We start from the raw sequence: 24,365 nt of genomic DNA, 5'->3' as shown, positions 1-24,365 counted from the left end.
CCCGGAAGCGACGTGTTCGATCACGTGGAAAGGGAATCAGCTTTTAACGATAGGGAACTGTCCCCCTCAGCACTGACACAAAAGCCCGGTAGAAGGGCGTTTTGATCCCCCAATCCGGGGGTGAATCGCCCCTCTATTGACACCTGTTCGGGGCGAATCCGCGTTCACGCGTCTCCTGGGGATCGGATCAAGGCGCCGTTGCCTCGAGCGAATTGGAGTCGGGGCCGCTCCCGGGTTCTTTGTCAGCGGCTCCGACTACGATTGATTCGTGGTTACAGCCCTGTATCGCCGTTACCGGCCAGAGACATTTTCCGAGATGATCGGACAGTCGCAGGTGACCGATCCGCTGATGACGGCCCTGCGCACGAACCGGGTGAATCATGCCTATCTGTTCAGCGGCCCGCGCGGCTGTGGCAAGACGACATCCGCCCGCATTCTGGCTCGCTGCCTGAATTGTGCCGAGGGTCCCACCGACACTCCGTGCGGCGTGTGTCCGAGCTGTGTCGAGCTGTCTCGTGACGGCAGCGGATCGCTCGACGTCGTCGAGATCGACGCGGCGAGCCACAACGGTGTCGACGACGCCCGCGACATCCGAGAGCGTGCGATTTTTGCACCGGCCCGCGACCGCTACAAGATTTTCATCCTCGATGAGGCACACATGGTCACCCCGCAGGGCTTCAACGCTCTGCTCAAGATCGTTGAAGAGCCGCCGGAGCACGTGAAGTTCATCTTCGCGACGACCGAGCCCGACAAAGTGATCGGCACCATCCGTTCGCGCACCCACCATTATCCGTTCCGGCTGGTGCCGCCGGCGCCGATGCTCGAATACGTGCAGGGGCTCTGCGACAGCGAGGGAATGAAGGTCGCCCCCGGCGTGCTTCCCCTCGTCGTGCGGGCCGGCGGCGGTTCACCGCGTGACACGCTGTCGCTGCTCGACCAGCTGATGGCCGGCTCCGACGACAACTCGGTCGAGTACGAGCGCGCGGTCTCCCTGCTCGGCTACACCCACGCGTCGCTGCTTGACGACGCCGTCGACGCGATCGGCGCCCGCGACTCGTCGGCCGCGTTCGACGCCGTCGACCGGGTGATTCAGACCGGCCAAGACCCGCGCCGTTTTGTTGAAGACCTCCTTGAACGGATGCGCGACCTCATCATCGTCGCCGCCACCTCGGCGACCGCTGCTGCGGCTGTGCTGCGCGGAGTTCCGCAAGACGAGCTTGACCGGATGGCTGTGCAGGCGTCGAAGTTCGGCCCGGCCGAGCTCTCGCGCACCGCCGATATCCTGAACGCAGCACTCAGTGAGATGAGCGGGGCCACTTCGCCGCGCCTGCACCTTGAGCTGATGATCGCGCGCGCGCTGATTCCGGCGAGCGACGATTCGAACCGCGGCGCGTTGGCCAGGGTCGAGCGGCTCGAACGACGGATCGGTGTCGATGGCGGAGACGGCGCTGTGCCTGCTGTTTCTTCTGCAGCGGGTGCTGCGACGCCGGTCGCTTCCGCGCCGGCTTCCGCTGCGGTTCCCGTTGCGTCGGTTCCGGCTGCGTCGGCGCCACCAGCTGCAACGCCGGCGGCTGCTGCACCAGCGGCCCCCGTTGCTGCGCCGGTCACGACTCCAGCCCCGACCTCTAACCCGGCTGCCGCGAAGACGGCGGCACCGGTCGCAGCAGTGCAATCGGCTCCGGCCGAAGCCGCTCCCACTCCCGCGGCCAAGGCGCGTGTTCTTCCGGTCGGCCCCGTCACGGTGGCGCAGATCAAAGATTCCTGGCCTGAGATTCTCGACGAGGTCAAGACCGCCAAGCTGAGCGCGTGGCTGATCATTCTCACCGCGACCGTGCTCGAATTGCGCGGCGACGACATCCTGGTGCTGTCGTTCCCGAGCGAGGGCGACGTCACAAGTTTCAAGCAGCAGCAGCCGACGAACACCGGGGTGAGCGACTACCTGCGTGCCGCGATCATCGAGGTGCTCGGGCTCCGGGTGAAGTTCATCGCGCGCGCCGACACCGCCGCGGGGGCCACTCCGCCCACGCGCAGCAGCGGGTCGGCCGCAACGCCGAGTGCAGCGCCGACAACTGCAGCGCCGACAAATGCTGCGCCGACGGGTGCTGCGGCAACGGATGCCGCAACTCGCGCGACTCCTCCGGCCGCACCGGTTGGGTCTGTGCCGACCACTTCCACCTCAAGCGCGTCTGTCCCTCGTGCCTCTGCCGCGAGCACTCCGGACTCCCGTGCGACACCGGCTCCGGTGACGAGCACCGCGTCGTCGGCAACGGGATGGGCGACGGTTGCGATTCCCGGATCGGACAGCGCGGTAGCGTCAGTATCGTCGGCACCGGAAGAGTCGGCACCGGGGCAGCCAGCACCAGTGGCGCCCGTGCCAGCCGCGTCGGCTGCTTCGACCGTTCAGGCGGCTGCCCCCGCGGCGGCACCGTCGAGTGACGAGCCGCCCTTCGATGAAGAGCCGCCGCCTTTCGACGACGACGTTCCGCCCGAGACCGAGCCGCCGACCGACCGATTCGTCGCACCCGATGAGGCGAGCATGCCGGAGTCGCGGCCGGCTTCGACGACGTCTGCCTCGATTCCTCCGGTTTCGATCCCGCCGATTGCCCGACCGCAGGTCGCTCCGGTTGCTTCCGCTCCGGTCGCCGCCGCTGTCGACTCGGCGCCGCGCCCTCCGGTCACCGCATCGGTCCCGATCAAGCGCCCCGCCGCATCCGCACCGAGCACCGCACCGGCCTTCGGTGAGAAGCAGCGCTACGGCGAATCAGTGGTGCGCGAAGTTCTCGGCGCCACCTTCCTTGAAGAACAGCCGCACAACTCGGCACCCCGACCGCGAGGCGACTAACGCATGTACGAAGGCATTGTTCAAGAACTGATCGACGAATTGGGCCGACTGCCCGGCATCGGTCCGAAGTCAGCGCAGCGCATCGCGTTCCACATTCTGCAGACGCAGACCTTCGATGTGACGCGCCTGGCCAACGTGCTGCTCGAGGTGCGTGAAAAGGTGCGCTTCTGCGACATTTGCGGCAACGTGTCAGAACAGCAGACCTGCAGCATCTGCCGTGACCCGCGCCGTGACCCGGCCCTGATCTGCGTCGTCGAAGAGGCCAAAGACGTCGTGGCGATCGAGCGCACCCGCGAGTTCAGGGGTCTCTACCACGTGCTCGGCGGGGCGATCAGCCCCATCGACGGCATCGGACCCGACGATCTCAGCATCCGTCAGCTCATGCAGCGGCTGGCCGACAGCACGGTTCAAGAGGTCATCATCGCGACCGACCCCAACTTGGAGGGCGAGGCGACGGCGACCTATCTGTCGCGACTGCTCAACACGCTGGAGATCCGGGTCACGCGCCTGGCTTCCGGCCTGCCCGTCGGCGGAGACCTTGAGTATGCCGACGAGGTCACCCTGGGCCGTGCGTTCGAGGGGCGTCGGGTCGTCGGAGCGTAGTACGTCGTCCTCCGTGCGACCGCGAGTGTCGACAGCCAGGAGCACGCGCGACTTCCTGACCAGAAAACTAGCGACCTAGGTACCTATTTTTCGCACGGGCGTGCCTGATTCACTGGACCCGGTATGTGCACGGCGTCGAATCAGTCTCGGCTCGCCTGCACACTGACATCAACAGCAACCGGGGTTGCGGCAGGGGGAACACGGTGCGCACGAGAAGACAAGCCACGATTGGGGCGCTCGGAGTTGCACTCGCCACAATGCTGGGTGTTGCGGGTATCGCGACCCCGGCATTCGCAGTCGATACTCCGGCGGCTGTGCCCGACGCGGTTCTCGCCTCATGTCTGAACGCGCAGGTGGACTGGTTTCGGCCGCGAACGTCCCCACTCACGGTGGAAGAAATCGGAACGGTCACGAGCATCTTCTGCTCCGGCGTCAAGGATCTCACCGGACTTGAACATGCGACGAGCTTGACGTTGCTTAACGTATCTGAGGGCGAGATCACCTCTCTCGCACCGTTGGCCACACTCACCGCGCTGACCACGGTGGACATCTATCGCAACCTTTACTGGTCCCCGCCACTTCCGGCGATCACCGATCTCACCCCGCTCAATGGTCTGTCGAACCTCACCCGGCTGAACATCGGCAACGCTCCCACGACGGCTCTGCCCGATGTGGCCGCCATGCCCCATCTCGATACCCTCATACTCCGCGGCTCCCAGATCGTTGATTTCACCCCCTTGAACGCCCATCCGGCGCTGACGACTCTCTACCTCGACGGAGCGCTCGTCACCGATATCGCTCCGTTTGGCACGCTTTCGCACCTCACAACGCTCATGGTCAACGATGCGCCGCTGAGTGACATTTCACCTCTCGCCTCGTTGAGTGCCCTCTCCGTGCTGGACCTCGAAGGCACGCAGGTGAGCGACCTCTCGCCTCTTAAACTCCTGAGCAGCTTGTCGGAACTGAATCTCGATGGCACGCAGGTGAGCGATCTCTCACCTCTTGCGCTCCTGAGCAACATGACGGATCTGAATCTCGATGGAACCCGGGTGAGCGATCTCGGGCCGCTTGCAGCGATGACAGGCCTCACGCGGCTGTCGTTTGACGATACCGAGGTTAGCGACCTCTCGCCGCTCGCGGCGCTGACTGCCATCACCGAGCTGAGCTTTGACAACACCGACGTACACGATGTGCAGCCGCTCGCCGGTATCACTGGGCTCCTCCACCTGAGTTTTGAGTCAACGCCGGTCTCCAGCGTGGATGGACTCAGCGCCCTGAGGCTGGAATGGGTCACCGGCACCGGTGCTGCGCTCAGCGATATTTCGTCGATCGATGAATCGGCCTATGTGACGCTGGATGAGCAGCGGGTGACGTACGGGTCAGTGACCGTTGGCGAGACCGTTGTGAACCCGCTCCGAGGCTTCGGCGGTGAAATCCTCGCGCCGAGCGCGGAGTCGCTCGCCGCGGCTCATGCCACGCTCAGCTCCGACTCTCGCGAACTCGTTTTTTCGACGCCCGGAACCTACACGCTGAGCTGGTTGAGTGAGCCGTATGGGCACGGAGGCGAGTTCTATCAGGTCTTCTCCGGAACGATCGAGTTCTCCGTCGCGGCTCCGAAGCCGCCGACCAATCCGCCGAAGCCGCCGACTGACCCGCCCACCACTCCGCCGAAGCCGCCGACTGATCCGCCCAAGCCGCCGGTCGAACCGCCCACACCACCGACCGCTCCGCCGGTTGCGCCCGAACCGCCTGCGCCACCGGCACCGCCAGCACCTCCTGCCGCGCAGCCGGCGGCAGTGCTCGCCGAGACCGGCTTTGATCTCGCCGGCTGGCTGATCCCGGCCGCGCTGCTCGTGCTCGGCGGCGGTGCTCTGCTGATCCGCGTTCGGCGGCGCGCGTAGCCACACGCTCCCCGCAAATTGAACGGGCGGGTGCCCGGCCGATCAAGGCCGGGCACCCGCCCGTTTTCTCGCGTTCGCCCCGCCGGCACCTGGCTTCGCAAGGCCTGCTGCAACCTCCGTCCTCTGGACGTCGCGTGGCGTTCGTCACATGGCTTTCAAGGAATATGCCAGCACATAGGATTGAAGTCCGAGCCCTGCTCGGACATCCCAACCTCAGGAGTGCCACGTGAGTTTGATCGTGCAAAAGTTCGGCGGGTCGTCCGTCTCCGATGCCGAGGGCATCCGACGCGTCGCCAAGCGGATCGTCGAGACCCGAAAGGCCGGCCACGATGTGGTCGTCGCCGTGAGCGCCATGGGCGACACGACAGACGAGTTGCTTGACCTCGCCCACGAGGTCACGCCGATTCCTGCTCCGCGTGAGCTCGACATGCTGCTCACCGCCGGAGAGCGCATCTCGATGGCGCTTCTCGCTATGGCGATCAAGAGCATGGGCCACGACGCCCGCTCATTCACCGGCAGCCAGGCCGGCATGATCACCGATGCACAGCACGGCTCAGCCCGCATCGTCGACGTCACGCCGGTGCGCCTGCGCGAGGCTCTCGACGAGGGCGCCATCGTCATTGTCGCCGGCTTCCAGGGCTTCAACCGTGACACCAAGGACATCACCACCCTCGGCCGCGGTGGCTCAGACACCACGGCCGTCGCCCTCGCTGCCGCGCTGAACGCCGACATCTGCGAGATCTACACGGATGTCGACGGCGTGTACACCTCGGACCCCCGCGTCGTTCCCTTGGCCCGCAAAATTGACCGGATCACGAGCGAAGAGATGCTCGAGCTCGCGGCCAACGGAGCCAAGGTTCTATATATTCGCGCCGTGGAATATGCCAGACGCCACAACGTGGTGCTTCACGTTCGTTCGTCGTTCAACAACAACGAAGGCACCATCGTCTACAACCCCGATAGCGCCACCGGTCGCCCGGGGATCGCGGGCGGCACCGATGAGACCGTGTCAGAGAGAAAAGAGACTGTCGTGGAAAACCCGATGATTGCCGGTGTTGCAGCCGACCTCAGCGAAGCCAAGATCACGATTGTGGGCGTGCCCGACATTCCGGGCAAGGCCGCTCAGATTTTCAAGATCGTCGCCAAGACGAACGCCAACGTCGACATGATCGTGCAGAACGTGTCGTCGGCAGTGACGGGTCGAACCGATATCTCCTTCACCGTTCCGATGAACGACGGCCACCGCGTCATGCAGGCACTTGAGGCCGAGAAGGACCAGGCCGGTTTCGAGTCGCTGCAGTACGACGACCAGATCGGCAAGCTCGCGCTCGTCGGCGCCGGAATGCGCACCAACTCGGGTGTCTCGGCGAAGCTCTTCGAAGCGCTCTCCGATGCCGGGATCAACATTGAGATGATCTCCACGAGCGAGATCCGCATCTCGGTCGTCACCCGTGCCGACAGCGTCAACACGGCGCTGCGCATCGTGCACACGGCGTTCGGCCTCGACGCCGACACCGCCGCAGAGGTGCACGGCGGCACCGGCCGCTAGGCCGGCCCCTCGCACCAGAGAGCGCCCCTCCTCCTCCTCAGGGTGTGTGGCTAACTCCGGTAATCTCGCTCCGAAGTGCCTGATTCAGGTCTAATCCGGGTGTATTTGCGAGAATTACCGGAGTTACCAACGCGGATGCGACGAGAGTCACCGCAAACGACTGACGAATGACACGTAAGGAAGCACAGTGACCAGCACCGCAGGAATCAACATCGGCGTCGTCGGAGCCACCGGACAGGTCGGAGCCGTCGTGCGCCGTCTGCTCGAAGAGCGCGACTTTCCGGTTGCCCGCATCCGTTACTTCGCCTCGGCTCGCTCGGCCGGCAAGGTTCTGCCCTGGAAGAGCGAGCAGATCGTCGTCGAGGATTCCGCGACGGCCGACCCGATCGGGCTCGACATCGCCATCTTCTCCGCCGGCGCCACACTCTCCAAGGCGCAGGCGCCCCGGTTCGCCGCGGCCGGCGTCACGGTGATCGACAATTCGTCGGGCTGGCGGATGGACCCCGAGGTTCCCCTGGTCGTCAGCGAGGTCAACCCAGAGGCTATCAAGCAGGCCGTCAAGGGAATCATCGCGAACCCGAACTGCACCACGATGGCCGCCATGCCCGTGCTCAAGGTGCTGCACGATGAGGCAGGCCTCGAACGCCTCACCGTGAGCACCTACCAGGCTGTCTCCGGGAGCGGCCTCGTCGGCGCCCAGGAACTCGCCACCCAGGTGCGCGTCGCTGTTGAAGACGAGAACCTGCTACAGCTCGTGCACAGCGGCACGGCCGTCACTCTGCCGACCCCCACCATCTACGCGCGCCCGATCGCGTTCGACGTGATCCCGATGGCCGGCTCCATCGTCGACGACGGCTCCAACGAGACCGACGAAGAGAAGAAGCTGCGCAACGAGTCGCGCAAGATCCTCGAACTCCCCGAACTGCGCGTCAGCGGCACCTGCGTGCGCGTTCCGGTCTTCACCGGTCACTCGCTGTCGATCAACGCCGAATTCGCGCGTCCGCTTTCCGCGGCACGCGCCACCGAACTGTTGACGGATGCGCCGGGCGTCACGCTCACCGACATCCCGACCCCGCTCGAAGCCGCCGGCCAGGACGACAGCTTTGTCGGTCGCATCCGTCAGGACGAGGGCGCACCGGATGGCCGGGGTATCGCCTTGTTCATCAGCAACGACAACCTGCGCAAGGGCGCGGCCCTGAATGCCGTGCAGATCGCCGAACTGGTGGCTGCCGATGTGCTCGCAGCCCAGGCGCTCGCGGGCTGACCAGCGCTCCTGCACAAACACCGCACCGGCCCGCCTGTGCACGACGGCACCCGCGATTCGCGGGTGCCGTCTTCGCGTGCCGCCGGTCATTTCGGGCGGGAGCCTCTGTACCTATACAGTGTGCAGAATGCAACGATGCAAGGCCGATGTGGCACGAGTGAACAATCGGCCCGCGACCGCTCTGGCAGCGGCGCGCGATACACACAGCGAAAGAGGAATGACTATGCGCGTTCGACTCATGCTTCCGGTACTGGCAGCCACGGCGGCCCTTGTCTTGACCGGATGCGTTGACAACTCCGCACCGGCCGCCGAAAGCGGCACCAACTCCGCGGCCACCGAGGTGGACTCGGCAGCCGTCGCGCTGCTTCCTGCTTCGATCGCCAAGGCCGGCGTTCTGCGCATCGGCACCGACGCGCAGTCGGCCCCGAACGAGTACAAGGACGCCGACGGCAATCCAACCGGGTGGGGCATCGAGCTCGCAGAGGGCATCGCCGGCAAGCTCGGTCTGACCACCGAATACAAAGTTGCACTCTTCGACAGCATCATCCCCAGCATTGTCGGAGGCCAACTCGACATGGGCATGTCCTCGTTCACCGACACCGTCGAGCGTGAGAAGGTCGTCTCCTTCGTCAACCACTACACGGCCGGAATCCAATGGGCTTCGCAAGATGGCACTGATGTCGACCCGAACAACGCCTGCGGTCTGAAGGTTGCTGTGCAGTCGAACACGGTGCAGGACACCGAGGAGATCCCTGCTAAGAGTGACGCCTGCGTCGCCGCCGGGCAGGCGGCGATCGAGAAGGTGCGTTTCGACACTCAGGATGCCGCGGTGAACGCCGTCGTGCTCGGCCAGGCCGACGCCTGGACCGCTGACTCGCCGGTTGCGCTCTACGCCATCGCGCAAACCAAGGGCAAGCTCATCCCGGCGGGCAAGACGTTCGATGAAGCACCCTACGGAATCGCAACGGCCAAGGGCACGGGCATGGCCGAAGCCGTACAGGCTGCCCTCCAGTCGATGATCGACGACGGCAGTTACGACACGATTCTTGACTCCTGGGGCGTCGCTGACGGCGGCTTGAACAGCATCACGATCGACGCGGCGGCCAACGGCTAAGCGACACCAGCACCGTACCCCGCGAAGGCGGGCGGGCGGGCGGGGGAGCGGCACAGCCGTCTCCCTTGCTCGCCCGCCTTCGTTGTGCCGCGCAGCGGAGGCGGACTCCGACGGCTGAGAAAACCTCGGGAGATGACACGCGCAACCCGTGTCGTTTTGACAAGCGCGCTTCCTGTATACAGAATACAGGAACAACTGTCACCTGAAAGAGGTACCTGTATGTTCTCAAAGTCGAGACGACTTATTGCGATTGGCGCTGCCGCGGCGATTGCGCTCTCAATGGCCGCGTGTAGCGGAACATCGGCCAGGTCAGACCCGAACTCCATCGTTTGGTCGACCTGGGGTACCCCTGAAGAGCTCACTCGCTTCTACGAGTTCAATACCGAGTTCATGAAGCGCCACCCTGACATCACCGTCAAGCTTCAGCCGGTCGCGTCATATAGCGATTACCACTCCAAACTTCTCGCGCAGCTGACCTCGAACACCGCTCCTGATGTGTTCTACGTCGGAGACGACAAAATCGGCCAGTTCGTCGCATCCAAGCGTCTGATGCCGCTGACCGACCTGATGGAATCGCCGGCGAGCGAGACCAAACCAGACGATTTCTTCCCCGGCCTGTTCGGTGCAGCCAAGACTGACAAAGAAATCTTCGCGGCTCCGAATGACTCGAACCCCGACGTGCTCTGGTACGACAAGGTCGCCCTCAAGAACGCCGGCGTCACCGAAGACCCGGCCACCCTCGCGGCAGCCGGCGAATGGACCACCGAGAAATACCTCGACATGAACGAGAAGCTCAAGGCCGCCGGCCTGACCGGCTCGCTGTTCTGGAACTACTGGGCCACCCACTACAGCTGGATCTCCTCGCAGGGCGGCACCGCATTCGACAAGGCAGGCAAATTTGTCGCGAACACCGACAAGACGTCGGTCGCCGCGGTTGCCGAACTCGGCAAGAACTTCAACGACGGCACCTTCGTCGTTGCCGACACATTGCCAGCCGGCGCCGGCGCCGACAGCGTCTTCGTCACCCACAAGGCCGGCTTCTTCTCGCAGGGTCGCTACACGATCGGCACCGTTGAGTCGGCCGGCGTGCAGGACGATTACGACATCGTCGCGTGGCCGACCCCCGACGGAACCCCGGCACCGACCGGCGTCGCCGCCTCCTACCTCGCGATCAACGCAGGCACGAAGGCGAAGGACGCCGCGTTCACGTTCTGGACCGAGTTTCTGAGTGCAGAAGGCCAGACCTTCCGTCTCGCCGGTGGCGGAAACGCGGTGCCATCGATCAAGGGGGCAGACGACGTCGTGCTCAAGGACGGCTACCCGGCGCACGCCCAGACCTTCCTCGACATGCGGGACATCGGCTTTGCCGGTCCGGCGACCGAGGCCGGCGTTCCCGGACTCTCGACCGACGTCAGCGACATGATGCTCGCGTTCTACCAGGGCAAGGGCGACGCGCAAGGCACGCTCGACGACGTCGAGAAACTGATCACCAGCAAGACCGGCAAGTAGGGCTATCAATCATGACCGTCGTGTCGAGCTCGCGTACCGAGCAAACGCACAACGCCTCACCGGCGGCAGGCGGGCTCCGCAAGGAGTCCGCCTGGCGGCGCCGGGACCGGCGTTGGGGCTACCTGTTCGTCGCACCTCAGGTCATCGGGATGGCACTGTTCGTGCTGTTGCCGTTCGCCGGAAGCTTCATTCTCGCCTTCGCATCCTGGGACGGTCTGACGGAACTCACCTGGGTCGGATTTGACAACTTCGTGTCACAGTTGGGTGACCCGCTGCTCATCCGCAGCATCATCAACACCCTGCTGATCGCACTCATCACCGTGCCGATCGGCCTCGCCTTCTCTGTCATCATCGCCGTCGCGTTGGAGAAGCTGAAGACCCGCACCCTCTACCTGGTGCTGTTCTTTGCCCCCGTCGTCACCAGCACCGTCGCCGTCGCGATGATCTGGCAGCAGATGCTCCGCGCCGACGGTGTGCTCAGCGACGTCATCTCGAAGACGTTCGGGGTATCCCCGCCCGACTGGCTGGGCGACCCCACCCTCGCTTTGATCTCAGTCTGCATCGTGTCGATCTGGGCCTCGATGGGTCTGAACGTCATCATCTTTCTGGCCGGCCTGTCGAACATCTCGGCGTCGGTCATCGAGGCAGCCCGCATCGATGGCGCCGGCGCCTTCACCCTGTTCTGGCGCATCCGGATGCCGCTGCTCTCGCCGATAATCTTCTTCTCGTCGGTGATCGCCTTCATCAGCTCCCTGCAGACCTTCGACGTGGTCTTCGTGCTCACCGCCAAGGGCGGGCCGGACAACGCCACCCGCACGATCGTGTACCACATCTACGATCTCGGCTTCGGCCGGTTCGAGTTCGGGCCCTCGAGCGCGGCAGCCATCATCCTGCTGGCCATCACCCTGGTGATCACGGCCATTCAGTTCGGTGCACAAAAGAAGTTCGTTCACTACGAGGATGGTGCAGAGTGACCCCGGTCGAGACAGGCGTCGTCGATGACGCCGAACAGATCGTCGCCGCCGAGGCTGACCGCACCGCGGCCGGTGCCGGCAAGGCGCAGAAGGGCGGCAAGCTGCGTGCCCCGGCCAAGCCGGGCGAGCGCATCTCGCTCACCCGCAAGGGGCTGCTTCACCTGATTCTGACTGTCGTCGGAATCGCCATGGTGTTTCCCTTTCTCTGGATGCTGCTGACGTCGTTCAAAACGCTGCCCCAGCTGCTGCAGGACCCGCTGAGCTTCTGGCCAGACCCGTGGACATTCAGCAACTACGCCGACGCGTGGAACGCTGCTCCGTTCGCGCAGGCCTATCTGAACAGCATCTACATCACGGTGCTCGCCGTGGTCGGAACTCTGCTCACCGCATCGATGGCCGGTTACGCGTTCGCGCGCATCAAGTTTCGCGGCAGCAAGATCATCTTCATCATCTTCTTGGCGACGCAGATGATCCCCAAGCAGGTGACGCTGATCCCGTTCTACCTGATCATGAGCAACCTCGGCTGGGTCGACTCGCACCTCTCGCTGATCGTTCCGGCCATGATGGTCAACCCGTTCGCCGTCTTCCTGATGCGCCAATTCGTGATGTCGCTGCCGCGTGAGCTCGAAGAGGCCGCGCTCATGGACGGCGCTGGTCGCTGGCGCACCTTCTGGAGCGTCGTGCTGCCGAACCTCGGCCCTGGCATCGGCGCACTGAGCATCATCGTGGCGCTCGACGTGTTCAACTCCTTCCTCTTTCCGTTGGTACTGCTGAACAATCCAGACCTGTTCACGGTTCCGCTGCTGCTGTCTTCGTTCCGCGGCCAGTTCGGTGCGGTCAACTACGGCCTGGTGATGGCGGCTTCCGCCGTGGCGACCATCCCGATGCTCGTCGCCTTCGTGATCGGCCAGCGCAAGATCATTGCCAGCATGGCCGCCTCGGGGCTGGGCGGACGATGAGCGCCACGACTCCCGCGCTCGGCGCCGACGCGACCGGCGTTGCGACTGACGACCTACTCGCCGAAGTTGGCACGTTCCTCGACCTCGTCGCCGCACCGTTCACGCTGCCGCGCTCGCGCATTCTCGTGCTCGCTCACGGCGACCACACGGCGACGCGTGCTGCAGCGATTGGTGAGGCGACGCCGACGGATGCCGCGCACGGCTCATCGCACGCCGCACCGCTCACATCGGTGCGCGTCTGCCGCGCCGAGTATGAGCGTCGGCTGTCTGACTGCGTCGTCTACGACCGGCTCTCGGTCGCCGGCGCCGACGGCGAGCTGCTCGCCGTCACGGCCGTGCTGCCGCAGCGCATCGAGTTCGGTGGCGGGCTCGTCACACTGACCTTTGCCGGCCCACACGCGCTGAGCATCGGCGTTGATGGCGGTTTCGACGGCGCGACTGCCGAGCTACGGCTCGAACTGCCGGGTGGTCGCACGTCGGCCATCGTCCTGGGGGGCGACGCCGCGGCATCCGTTTCGCTCACCGTCGGTGAGGAGCGCGTGGTCACCACGTCGATCGCAGACCCCGGCAACACCGCTGCCCACGCCGCTCACCTCGGCGCGACCGAGACGATCTGGCGCGACTGGCTCGACCGCTGCCCGCGCGTGCGGCCCGATCTGCAGGCCATGACCGCGTTCTGCTGGTGGGTGCTCGGCGCGAACATCGTCGAGCTGCCCGGCCAGGGGAGTGCGCGGGCCGTCGTGCCCTCGAAGATCGGCTACGTCGGTCTTTGGCAGTGGGACGCCTACTTCATCGCCGTCGGCCTCCGCCACGGCGATCCACAACTTGCTCGCGAGCAACTCGACCTCGCCTTTCGGTTTCCGACCGCGGCCGGTCAGCTGCCCGATGTCGTGCACGATGAAGGCGTGTTGGCGTCGAGCGACGATCTGCCGCCGGCCGACCGTGAGACGCTGCGCGCACACGGCTCGAGTGTGGCCGACCCGAGCATCCCGGTTCCGCTGACCAAGCCGCCGCTGGCCGCCTGGGCGCTCGGCAAGATTCTCGCGAAGTCGACCGACGTCGACGCCGACTCGCTCGCCGCCTGGGCCGACGCCAGCTGGCAGACCATCGCCCGCTCGCAGGACTGGTGGTTCGCCGGGTCAGACCTCGACCGCGACGGGATGCCCGAGTACGGCCACCCCTACTCCTCTGGTCTCGACGACAGCCCGATCTTCGACGGGCCGTTCCCGCTGGCTTCGCCCGATCTCGGCGCCTACCTCGTGCTGCAGGACCGGCTGCTCGCCGCGCGCTTCACCGCCTCCGGCGATGCTGAGCGTGCCGCAGCCTGCGCCCAGCGCGCCGACGCCACCCTGGCTTTGTTGCTGGAGATGTGGGACGCAGAGACCGGCCGCTTCCTCTCCCACGCCGGCGATGAGGTTGTGGCCTCCTACACCGCGGTCAGCCTGCTGCCGCTGCTGACCGGCGAACTGCCGGCCGACTATGCCGCGACGCTGGTTGCGGCGCTCAGTGATCCGGCCCAGTTCGGCACGCCCTGGGGTATCCCGACGGTGGCGGTCGGCGATCCAGATTTCTCCAACGAGCGGATGTGGCGTGGCCCGGTCTGGATCAACATCAACGCGTTGATCGTCGACGGGCTCGAGGCTTCCGGCTACCCAGAGGAGGCCAGGCGTCTGGCCGAGCAGACTGTTGCGCTCGTCATCCACGGTGGCGGGCCGAACGAGTACTTCAACCCGATCACGGGACAGAAGGCGCGCACGGCGACGACCTCCTTCGGCTGGTCGGCGGCGCTCTACGTCGATCTCGCGGTGCGGCTCTCCGCGTAAGCGCTCGTCGCTCGTCGCTCGTCGCTCGTCGCTCCTCGCTCGTCGCTCCTCGCACGTCGCACCTCGCACCTCGCTCGTCGCTCCTCGCACCTCGCTCGTCGCTCCTCGCACGTCGCACCTCGCTCGTCGCTCGTCGCACGTCGCTCCTCGCCCCTCGACCATCGGCAACTAGCCCCTCCACGGGCGCCCCCATTCGACGGAGATTCTCGGGATTTCGCCGTTTTTGAGGCTGATTTCGACGATTGTGCTCAAAATCTCCGTCGAATGGGAGTGATGCGGCCGGGATCTCATGCCATTTTTCGACCCCCGCAAAACTCGTTGACCGACCCCCGGCATCCGTGTACTGTATACAGTATTCTGCTCTGGACAAGGAAGTCATCATGAAGATCAGCAAATATCTCGTTCCGGTTACCGCTCTCGCCGCTGTGGCACTGCTCGCCGGCTGTGCGACGGGAGGCTCGAGCGGCAAGCCCGCCGCGGCCCTTGACCCGAAGGCCAAGGTCTCGGGCGAAATCACCGTGTGGTCGTGGGATGTCGCGGCAACCGCGCTCAAGCGCCTCGGCTCCGAATACGAAGCGAGCCACCCCGGCACCACTATCAAGGTCGTCGACGTCGGCTACGACAACGCCTACGACAAGCTCTCGGTCGGCTTCAAAGCCGGCAGCGGTCTGCCCGACGTCGTGACGATCGAAACCGACAGGGCGCCCGGCTACATCACCGAGTTCCCGACCGGTCTCGCCGACCTCGGCCCGATCATCGGCGACCAGGAGGCCGACTTCGACCCGTCGAAATGGTCTGCCGCTTCCGGTGCCGACGGCCAGATTCTCGTCGCCCCCTGGGACTCGGGAACCGTCGGCCTGTTCTACCGCTCCGACTACCTCGCCGAGGCGAACGTCGATCCGGCATCCCTCACCACCTGGGACGACCTGATCACCGCCGGCGAGAAGATCAAGGCCCAGACCGGCCACACCCTCATGTCGCTCGACGTCTCGACCGGTGCCACGTTCACCATGATGCTGCAGCAGCAGGGCCAGGGCCTGTTCGACGCGAAGGGCAACATCACCGTCAACTCGCCCGAGGCCGTCACGGCACTCACCGTGCTCAAAGAGATGAACGACAAGGGCCTGATCAAGAACGTCAAGGGCTGGGATGGCCGCGTCACCGCGACCAAGGACGGCGACTCCGCCGTGCACCCCGAAGCTGTCTGGTGGACCGGAACCCTCACCGGTGAAATGCCGGAGCTGTCGGGCAAGTTCGCCGTCGCGCCGCTCCCCGGCTTCACCGCCGATGGCGTGCGCACCTCGAACAGCGGCGGCTCCGGCCTCGCGGTTCCGGCGCAGGCCAAGAACCCCGCTCTCGCCGCATCCTTCGTCGCCTGGACCCTGGCCGACACGGCCAACCAAGTGTCGATGATGAAGAACGAGGGTCTGTTCCCGTCGTACCTGCCAGCGCTTAAGGACGACTTCTTCCAGCAGAAAGACGCCTACTTCTCCGGTCAGAAGGTCTACTCGCTGTTCGGTGAAGAGACGGCGAACATTCCGTCGATCAACTACACCAGTGACAATGCCAAGGCGCAGGACATGGTCGCCAACGCCGTCGTCGCATCCGTCATCAACGGCGCAGACCCGAAGAAGACACTCGACGACGTCGCCAACCAGATCGCCAACGCGACTGGTCGCACGATCGCCGGCTAACATGACCGTCTCGTCCACTCGGGCGCGCACCCGCGCCCAGGGCTGGCTGACTACTCCCCGCACGCTGGGGCGCAAGCTCCAGCGTCCGGGGTTGTACTTCACCGCCCCCGCCCTCGTGCTTTTCGCGCTGTTCTTCGCCTACCCGCTCGGCTCGTCGCTCTACCAGAGCATGACGAAGTCCGTCGGCGGTCAGACGGTGTTCGTCGGCCTCGAGCAGTACGCTCGCCTGTTCTCCGACCCCTTGGTCGGCAAGAGCCTGTTCAACGCGGGCATTCTGCTCGTCATCCAGGTTCCGCTGATGATGTGCTTCGCCGTGGGGTTGGCCTACCTGCTCAACCAGAACTGGCTGAAGTTCAAGGGCGGCTTCCGTGTGCTGCACTTTCTGCCGGCCGTCACCACGCTGGTTGCCTACTCGGTCGTCTTCCGCGTCATGCTCGCGACCGACGGCGGCGCCGTCAACCAGATGATCGGCCTGATCGGCATTGCCCCGGTCGACTGGTTGAACAACGAGGTCTGGGCGCGCGTCGCCCTGATCGCCTCCATCACCTGGCGTTGGACCGGCTACAACATGGTCATCATCCTGGCCGGGCTCCAAGCGATCCCCGGCGAGCTCTATGAGGCGGCGCGAATGGATGGCGCCGGCCGTTGGGCGATCTTCTCGAAGATTGTGATTCCGCAGCTGCGACCCGTGTTGCTCTTCACCGGAATCACGTCGACGATCGGCGCCCTGCAGCTCTTTGACGAGAACTTCATTCTCACCGGGGGAGGGCCGAGCGATGCCACGCTCACGCCGGTGCTCTACCTCTACAAGGTCGGCTTTCGTCAATTCGACTTCGGCTACGCCTCCGCCATCGGTTGGATGATCGTCGCGATCACCGCGGTGATTGCTCTCATTCAGTTCCGTCTCACGAGGGAGAAATCGTGACCCGCGCCACACCGGCGGCCGCGGCCAGACTCAGTTCGGCCATCCGTCACGCCCCGATCTATCTCGTGCTGCTGGTCGGCGGGGTCATCAGCCTCATCCCGTTTCTCTGGATGATCATCGCCTCGACGCATCAGACGTCAGACTTGTTCGGCACGCCGCTGCCGGTGCTTCCGGGTGGCGAGCTGCTGACCAACCTGGCGCGCTTGCAGACAGACGTGAACTTCGGTCGCGTCATGGTGAACAGCCTGCTGCTCGCGATTGTCTACACCGCGTTCAGCTCGGTCGTCAGCATCATGGCCGGCTACGGGCTCGCGAAGTTCAAATTCCGCGGGCGTGGGATCGCGCTCGGGCTCATTCTCGTCACGATGATGATCCCGATGCAGGTGCTGCTCGTGCCGCTGTTCCAGATGATGGCCAGCCTCGGCTGGATCGACACCTACCAGGCCGTCATCCTGCCGTTCGTGGCCAGCGCCTTTGGAATCTTCTTGATGCGGCAGTCGTTTCTCGACTTCCCGGACTCGCTGATCGAGTCATCGCGGATCGACGGCGCGAACGAGTTCCGCACCTTCTACCGGATCGTGCTGCCGGTGGCCCGGCCGCAGATCGCCGCGCTGATCATTTACACGTTCATGACACAGTGGAACGCCTTCATCTGGCCGTTGCTGATGCTGAACACCGAGGATAACTACACGATTCCGGTCGCGCTGAACACGATGATCGGCCTGTCGCGGGTCGACTACTCGGGCCTCATGCTCGGTTCGCTGCTGGCGACCTTGCCGCTGCTGATCTTGTTCTTAATCTTCCAGCGGCAGTTCATCTCTGGCCTCTTGGGTGGTGCGGTCAAGGGCTAGCTGGCTCTTTCGCCGAGTTTGACACCTGCGGTCGAGGTTCCCCGGTATGCCGGGGAATCTCGACCGGAACGGTCAAGCTCGGCGCAGGTGATCTTGAGCGGAGCGCGAGCGGGCCGCTAGGACGACGTCGTGCTCACGGAAGCCGGCTGCCGCTGGCCAGCGGATGCCGCCGCGCGCGTGAGCGCGGGTCGGATGCCGCCGCGCGCGTGAGCGCGGGTCGGATGCCGCTGCGGGCGTGAGCGCGGGTCGGATGCCGCCGCGCGCGTTGGGGCCGACCGGCGCAGTGGCGCCGGACCCGCGCGACAGCGAAAAGGGTCAGCAAGCTCAACGAGCCCGAAGACGCTCGACCGGCGATGCGGCAGTGAAAAACGGTGCGGAGCTACGCCAGCGCCGACCTCAGCTTTGAGTTCGCGAGAATGCGCTGCACACCGTTCAGCCAGTTCGCCTTGAGGGCCTGCTTAGCGCCATCGACATCGCCCTCGATCAAGAGGTTCGCGATCGTCGCGTGCTCAGCAGCGACACGCTGGATCATTGCCTCATTCGAGACAAGAAGTGATTCGTAGCGGTGGAAGAGTCCGCGCACGCCGCCGATGATCTCGAGCAGACGTGAATTGGGGCAGGCGCTGAGCATGATGCCGTGCCACTCGTCGTCGCGGTGGGCGACCTCGGCGTGCGCCGCGACATCCTGATGGAACTCTTCAGAGAGCTTCGCGAGCCGATGGCCGATCGACTTCAGGTCGTCGAGTGGAGTGAGCTCGATGGCCAGGCCTTCGAGGGTGGCGATGACCGGACCGAGTTCCTCGAACTCGTTGGCGCTCAACTCGACGAAGCGAAAGCCCTTGCCGTTCTCGCTCGTGATCTGGCCTTCGCTTTCGAGGCCGATCAATGCTTCGCGCAGCGGGGTGCGGCTCACGCCCAATTCGGCGGCCAGGTGCACCTCGTTGATGCCCTCGCCGGGTTGCGCATCGCCCGATCGCATTCGTGCGAGCAACTCATCTCGCACCTGCGCGCGAAGTGTCTTCCGTTCGATTGCCATGCGCCCTCCAGGCTCACCTCTGAGACGCCCAGTTTATGGGTTGACTCCATACAATATTCGTCATACGGTTGCTGTATACAGAATACAATCTTCACATCGCGGTGTAAATGGTTCGGTCTCACACTGCACGAGAAATCTTGAAAGGGGAGCGGGCATGACCTCGACTCCTGCACGGCCGATCAGGCTTGATGCACTCGCCTATGGCGGCGACTACAACCCTGACCAGTGGTCTGAAGAGACCTGGATCGAGGATGCCCGCCTCATGCAGAAGGCCGGCGTCAACCTGGTCTCTCTTCCCGTCTTCTCCTGGCCGCAGATTGAACGCACGCCTGGTGTCTACGACTTCGGCTGGCTCGACCGCGTGATCGACCTGCTCTGGGAGCATGGCATCAAGGTCGACCTGGCCACGGCCACTGCCACCCCGCCGGCCTGGCTCATCCGTGAGTTTCCGGAGGTGCTGCCCTCCAACATCCACGGCCAGCGTCTCGAGTTCGGCTCGCGCCAGGCCTACTGCCCGAGCTCGCCGATCTTTCGTGAGCACGCCCTGCGCCTCACAGAAGCCATGGCCACGCGCTACGGCAACCACCCGGCTCTCGCCCTCTGGCACATCTCCAACGAGTACGGCGATCACGTGCCGCGCTGCTGGTGCGACGAATCGGCCCGTCACTTCCGTCGCTGGCTCGAGGCCCGCTACGGCAGCATCGACGGTCTGAACGAGGCCTGGGGCACCACCTGCTGGGGCCAGAACTACAACACCTTCGAGCACATCGAGCCGCCGCGCACGTCGATGGGTCCGATCAACCCCTCGCAGAACCTCGACTTCGAGCGCTTCTCCAGTGACGCCCTGCTCGAACTGTTCCAGAGTGAGATCGACGTGCTGCGCCGGGTCACGCCCGAGATCGCCGTGACGACTAACTTCATGAGCCTCTTCAAGGAGCTCGACTACTGGGACTTCGCCGCCGTCGAAGACCTGGTGACGGATGACGCGTATCCCGACCCCGCTGACCCCCAGGCTCACGTGCCGGCGGCTCTCAACTACGGCCTCATGCGTTCGCTGAAAGGGGGCCAGCCGTGGCTGCTGCTCGAACAAGCGCCGAGCGCGGTGAGCTGGCGTGACGTCAACGTGCCCAAGGCTCCGGGTCGCATGCGTCTCGACAGCTTTCAGGCCATCGCACACGGTTCAGACGGCGCCATGTTCTTTCAGTGGCGCCAGGCCAAGTTCGGCCCGGAGAAGTACCACTCGGCCATGCTCGGCCACCGCGGCGAGAACAGCCGCACCTTTCAGGAGACGGCCGCCTTGGGCGCCGAGCTCAAGCAGATCGAGGCCGTGCGCGGAACCCGCGTACGGGCATCCGTCGCCCTCGTCGCCGACTGGGATTCCTGGTGGGGGAGTGCAGCGCCCGACTCGCTGCCCTCGCAGCGCCTGAAGTGGATCGAGCAGGCTCGCGCCTGGCACGGTGCCCTCTTCGCACTCGGCCACACGGTCGACGTCGTGCGCGCTACCGGCTCCTTCGATGCCTATGACGTCGTCGTCGTGCCGAACCTCTACATCGCCACCGACGAGCAGGCCAAAGCGATGACCGCCTTCGTCGAGCGCGGCGGCCAGCTGGTCGTCGGCCCGTTCAGCGGCGTCGTCGACCCCACCGAAAAGGTGCACGAGGGCGGCGCTCCCGGCCCGCTCCGCGCGCTGCTCGGTGTCGAGGTCGACGAGTGGTGGCCGCTCTCCGAGGGGGAGACCGGCCAGCTCAGCCTCGACGGCGAGCAGCTCACCACCGAGATCTGGAGCGAGTGGATCGACGCTGCACCGGATGCCGAGATCGTCGCGTCGTACTCAGCCGGAGTGCTGGCGGGGCGCGCCGCCATCGTGCGCAACACGGTCGGCGCCGGCTCCGCCTGGTACCTCAGCGCTGTGCTCGCCCCTGCCGGACTCGAGCAGGTTCTGGCGCGTGCCCTGACCGCCGCCGGCCTGTCGAACCGCGTCGCTACCCGCGACCTGGAGGTCGTCACCCGCACCGACGGTGACACCGACTTCACGTTCGTGCTCAACCACGGCCACACCGACGCATCCGTCGCCGTGCCGGCCGGCGCGCACGACCTGATCACCGGTGCCGACGTGACCGGCACCCTGACGTTGGCCCCCGCCGGCGTCGCGGTGCTCGCGCACCCGGCGGGTCCCGCGACCGTCTCGACGACCGGCGCGGTCTCGACAAGCCCGACCACCGATTCCACCGAAATATCCCACCCGACCGAGAAGACAGAGATCTAGTCAGATGACACAACCATTCGTGCACCCCTACCTGCCGAACTCGGCACCTGACGTCAAAGCAGCGATGCTTGCCGCCGTCGGTGCGGAGTCGATCGAAGAGTTCTACGTGGATGTCCCCTCCGACCTCCGCATGGACCGCCCGCTCGACCTGCCGGCCGCGCTCGTGGCCGAGCAGGATCTCGTGCGTCACGTCGAAGGCGTGCTGAACAAGAACCGCTCGACCAAGGAGAAGCTGAGTTTTCTCGGCGCCGGTACCTACAACCACTTCGTTCCCGCCGTCGTCGACGAGGTCATCAACCGCAGCGAGTTCCTCACCGCCTACGCCGGTGAGCCCTACGAAGACCACGGTCGTTTTCAGGCGCTGTTCACCTACCAGTCGCTCATGGCCGAGCTGCTGAACATGGACGTCGTCAACGTTCCGACCTACGACGGCTATCAGGCCACCGCCACGTCGCTGTCGATGGCCGGTCGTATGAGCGGTCGACGCGGCGTCGTCGTCGTCAGCGACGTGCTGCCCGACAAGCTGTCCCGCGTGAGTGACTTCGTGCGCCCGAACCTCGACCTCAGCTTCGTTCCCACGGTCAACGGCACGGCGGATGTCGCAGCAGCCGTCGCACTCGTCGAGTCACGTGGCGACGAGATCGCCGCCATCTGGGTCGAAACCCCCAGCTACAGCGGCGCGGTGGAAACCGCCATCCGTCAGCTTGCCGACGCCGCCCACTCTGTCGGCGCCATCCTCGTCGTCGGAACCGACCCGGTCGGTTACGGTGTCATCACTCCGCCTGCCGATCAGGGCGCGGACATCGTCTGTGGCGACATTCAGTCCTTCGGCCTGCACCAGTGGTTCGGCGGCGCACACGGTGGCTTCATCGCCGTGCACGACGACCCCAAATTCGTTCTCGAGATGCCGTCGCGTCTGTTCGGCCTGGCCTCGACGGATGTCCCCGGCGAGTACGGCTTCGGTGACGTCGCCTACGACCGCACCTCCTTCGCGATGCGTGAAGACGGCAAAGAGTGGGTCGGCACGGCCGCCGCACTCTGGGGGATCGCCGCCGGCGTCTACCTCGCTCTGATGGGACCGCAGGGAATGGCCGACCTCGGCGAAACCCTGCTGGCTCGCACCCGCTACGCCCAGCAGCAGCTCGCCGGCCTGGCCGGCGTGACGCTGACCGATGACGCGCTGCACCTGCGTGAGTTCGTCGTGGATTTCAGCGGCGCATCCGTCACCGCCCATCGGGTCGTCAGCACTCTGCGTGCAGAGGGCATCGAGCCCGGCGTCGTCGTCGGCGAGTACGAGCTGCTCGTCTGCGTGACCGAGGTCACCACCCAGGCCGACATCGACCGTCTCGTCGCCTCCGTCGCCGCCGTTCTGAACACCGCCGCTGCAAACACGTCAGCCCACACGTCAGCCAACAGGTCAGCCAACACGTCAGTAAACACCGAGGAGAAGAGCGCATGAGCCTCCCCATTGCACCCAAGCCAGCCCTGCGTCGTTTTCACCAGGCGAGCTGGGACGAAAAGATCATCTTCGAGCTGACGACGCCCGGAGAGCGCGGCGTTCTCGTCTCGCGCCCCGAAGCTGCCGTCACCGCGGCCGTCGGCGATGTCGTTGCCGACCTGCCGGTGGGCCTCCGCCGTGAGAAGTCGGCCGCACTGCCCGAAATGGGTCAGATGCGTGTGCTGCGTCACTACCTGCGCCTGAGTCAGGAGAACCTGAGCGCCGACCTCAACGTCGACGTGGGCCAGGGCACCTGCACCATGAAGTACTCGCCGAAGGTCAACGACGCGCTGATCCGCACCACCAAGCTCGTCGACATGCACCCGCTGCAGGACGAAGCCGACGCGCAGGGCGTGCTCGGCCTGATCTACGACCTCGAGCGGATGATTGCCGAGATTTCCGGAATGCACAGCGTGTCGCTGCACACCAGTGGTGGCTCGACCGCGATCTGGACCAACATTGCCATGATCCGTGCCTTCCACGAGTCGAACGGTGAAGGAGACCAGCGCGACGAGGTCATCACCACGATCTTCAGCCACCCGTCGAATGCGGCAACGGCCAAGGCTGCCGGCTACAAGGTGATCACCCTGTATCCCGATGCAGAGGGCTACCCCGACGCCGACGCTCTCCGCGCCGTGATCGGCCCGCAGACCGCCGCGATCATGATCACCAACCCGGAAGACACCGGTATCTTCAACCCGCGTGTCAAGGAATGGGTCGACCTGGCTCACTCAGTCGGCGCCCTCGCGTCGTACGACCAGGCCAACGCGAATGGCATCCTCGGCATCACCCGTGCCCGCGACGCCGGCTTCGACGTCTGCCACTTCAACCTGCACAAGACGTTCTCGACCCCGCACGCCTGTGGCGGACCGGGTGCCGGCGCCAACGCCGTCTCCGAGGCCCTCGCCCCGTTCTTGCCGGGCCCGATCGTTGAAAAGGTGGGCGACCGCTACACCCTCAACGCCGACCGTCCGCAGTCCATCGGCAAGGTCGCGCCGTTCTACGGTGTCGTTCCGAACCTGGTGCGCGCGTACTCGTGGATCATGGCCCTCGGTGCAGAGGGCCTCCGCGCCGTCGCCGAGATCGCCGTGCTGAACAACAACTACCTGATGAAGCGCATCCTCGAGATTCCCGGCGCATCCGCCCCCTACGCAACGGGCCGTCGTCGCATCGAGCAGGTGCGCTACTCCTGGCAGGAGCTGTTCGAAGAGACCGGCATCAGCTCTGAAGAGATCGGTGTGCGCGCCAGCGACTTCGGCATGCACTACTGGACCAGCCACCACCCCTACGTGGTGCCGCAGCCCTTCACCCTCGAGCCCACCGAGTCGTACACGATGGCCGAGCTCGACGAGTATGCCGGCGTGCTGGCCGAGGTCGCCCGTGAAGCTCGTGAGACGCCGGATGTCGTGCGCACGGCGCCGCACAACCAGACGGTTCACCACACGCACCACGATGACCTCGACGACCCGGAGCGTTGGGCCATCACCTGGCGCATGTACCAGCGCAAGTACTTCAGCTAGAACGCTGACGTGCTTCTCCCATTCGACGGAGATTCAT

17 protein-coding genes are annotated in these 24,365 nt (G+C 65.2%); 16 read left to right on the top strand and 1 reads right to left on the bottom strand.

Going from position 1 to position 24,365, the window contains the following annotated elements; genetic code table 11:
* Window positions 1-268 precede the first annotated feature (268 nt).
* From ABD791_RS09325 to ABD791_RS09265, 13 genes are all read left to right on the top strand, one after another.
* Window positions 269-2,842, top strand: coding sequence for a DNA polymerase III subunit gamma and tau (locus ABD791_RS09325; RefSeq protein ID WP_345065280.1), 2,574 nt, complete (start codon window positions 269-271; stop codon window positions 2,840-2,842).
* Between the two features lie 3 nt (window positions 2,843-2,845).
* Window positions 2,846-3,445 carry a recombination mediator RecR gene (gene recR, locus ABD791_RS09320; RefSeq protein ID WP_345065277.1) on the top strand — a complete coding sequence of 200 codons (600 nt, stop codon included), beginning with the start codon at window positions 2,846-2,848 and terminating at the stop codon, window positions 3,443-3,445.
* A gap of 389 nt (window positions 3,446-3,834) precedes the next feature.
* Complete coding sequence (locus ABD791_RS09315) at window positions 3,835-5,346, top strand: leucine-rich repeat domain-containing protein (protein ID WP_345065274.1); 1,512 nt, start codon at window positions 3,835-3,837, stop codon at window positions 5,344-5,346.
* Window positions 5,347-5,572: 226 nt separating this feature from the next.
* Window positions 5,573-6,895 (top strand): aspartate kinase, encoded by a 1,323-nt coding sequence (locus tag ABD791_RS09310; protein WP_345065271.1) that lies wholly within the window; start codon window positions 5,573-5,575, stop codon window positions 6,893-6,895.
* Window positions 6,896-7,082: 187 nt separating this feature from the next.
* Window positions 7,083-8,159, top strand: coding sequence for an aspartate-semialdehyde dehydrogenase (locus tag ABD791_RS09305; RefSeq protein WP_345065268.1), 1,077 nt, complete (start codon window positions 7,083-7,085; stop codon window positions 8,157-8,159).
* A gap of 223 nt (window positions 8,160-8,382) precedes the next feature.
* Window positions 8,383-9,273, top strand: coding sequence for an ABC transporter substrate-binding protein (locus tag ABD791_RS09300; protein WP_345065265.1), 891 nt, complete (start codon window positions 8,383-8,385; stop codon window positions 9,271-9,273).
* A gap of 219 nt (window positions 9,274-9,492) precedes the next feature.
* Window positions 9,493-10,782, top strand: a complete 1,290-nt coding sequence (locus ABD791_RS09295; RefSeq protein WP_345065262.1) for an ABC transporter substrate-binding protein — start codon at window positions 9,493-9,495, stop codon at window positions 10,780-10,782.
* An 11-nt stretch (window positions 10,783-10,793) separates the two neighbouring features.
* Entirely contained in the window at window positions 10,794-11,756 is a 963-nt protein-coding gene (locus ABD791_RS09290; RefSeq protein WP_345065259.1) for a carbohydrate ABC transporter permease, read from the top strand.
* Window positions 11,753-12,715: a carbohydrate ABC transporter permease gene (locus tag ABD791_RS09285; protein WP_345065256.1), complete on the top strand. Its 963-nt coding sequence runs from the start codon at window positions 11,753-11,755 to the stop codon at window positions 12,713-12,715. Before ABD791_RS09290 ends, ABD791_RS09285 begins: the two co-directional genes overlap by 4 nt.
* Entirely contained in the window at window positions 12,712-14,538 is a 1,827-nt protein-coding gene (locus ABD791_RS09280; protein ID WP_345065253.1) for an amylo-alpha-1,6-glucosidase, read from the top strand. Before ABD791_RS09285 ends, ABD791_RS09280 begins: the two co-directional genes overlap by 4 nt.
* Before the next feature lie 380 nt (window positions 14,539-14,918).
* Entirely contained in the window at window positions 14,919-16,232 is a 1,314-nt protein-coding gene (locus tag ABD791_RS09275; protein ID WP_345065250.1) for an ABC transporter substrate-binding protein, read from the top strand.
* 1 nt (window position 16,233) lies between these two features.
* Complete coding sequence (locus tag ABD791_RS09270) at window positions 16,234-17,157, top strand: carbohydrate ABC transporter permease (protein ID WP_345065248.1); 924 nt, start codon at window positions 16,234-16,236, stop codon at window positions 17,155-17,157.
* Complete coding sequence (locus ABD791_RS09265; protein ID WP_345065245.1) at window positions 17,154-18,008, top strand: carbohydrate ABC transporter permease; 855 nt, start codon at window positions 17,154-17,156, stop codon at window positions 18,006-18,008. Before ABD791_RS09270 ends, ABD791_RS09265 begins: the two co-directional genes overlap by 4 nt.
* Before the next feature lie 379 nt (window positions 18,009-18,387).
* On the opposite strand, the gene ABD791_RS09260 is transcribed toward ABD791_RS09265, so the two are convergent.
* Window positions 18,388-19,044 (bottom strand): GntR family transcriptional regulator, encoded by a 657-nt coding sequence (locus tag ABD791_RS09260; protein WP_345065242.1) that lies wholly within the window; start codon window positions 19,042-19,044, stop codon window positions 18,388-18,390.
* A 154-nt stretch (window positions 19,045-19,198) separates the two neighbouring features.
* Here ABD791_RS09260 and ABD791_RS09255 point away from each other — a divergent pair, with 154 nt between their 5' ends.
* The 3 genes from ABD791_RS09255 to gcvPB are packed head-to-tail and all read left to right on the top strand — an operon-like array spanning window position 19,199 to window position 24,328.
* On the top strand, window positions 19,199-21,310 hold the full coding sequence (locus ABD791_RS09255; protein ID WP_345065239.1) for a beta-galactosidase: 2,112 nt from the start codon (window positions 19,199-19,201) through the stop codon (window positions 21,308-21,310).
* A 4-nt stretch (window positions 21,311-21,314) separates the two neighbouring features.
* Entirely contained in the window at window positions 21,315-22,769 is a 1,455-nt protein-coding gene (gcvPA, locus tag ABD791_RS09250) for an aminomethyl-transferring glycine dehydrogenase subunit GcvPA (RefSeq protein WP_345065236.1), read from the top strand.
* Entirely contained in the window at window positions 22,766-24,328 is a 1,563-nt protein-coding gene (gene gcvPB / locus ABD791_RS09245) for an aminomethyl-transferring glycine dehydrogenase subunit GcvPB (protein ID WP_345065233.1), read from the top strand. The genes gcvPA and gcvPB overlap by 4 nt, the downstream gene beginning before the upstream one ends.
* Window positions 24,329-24,365: the final 37 nt, after the last annotated feature.

Source organism: Glaciibacter kafniensis (assembly GCF_039538945.1).
GTDB lineage: Bacteria > Actinomycetota > Actinomycetes > Actinomycetales > Microbacteriaceae > Cryobacterium > Cryobacterium kafniensis.
This window is presented reverse-complemented; position numbering and strand designations above follow the sequence as displayed.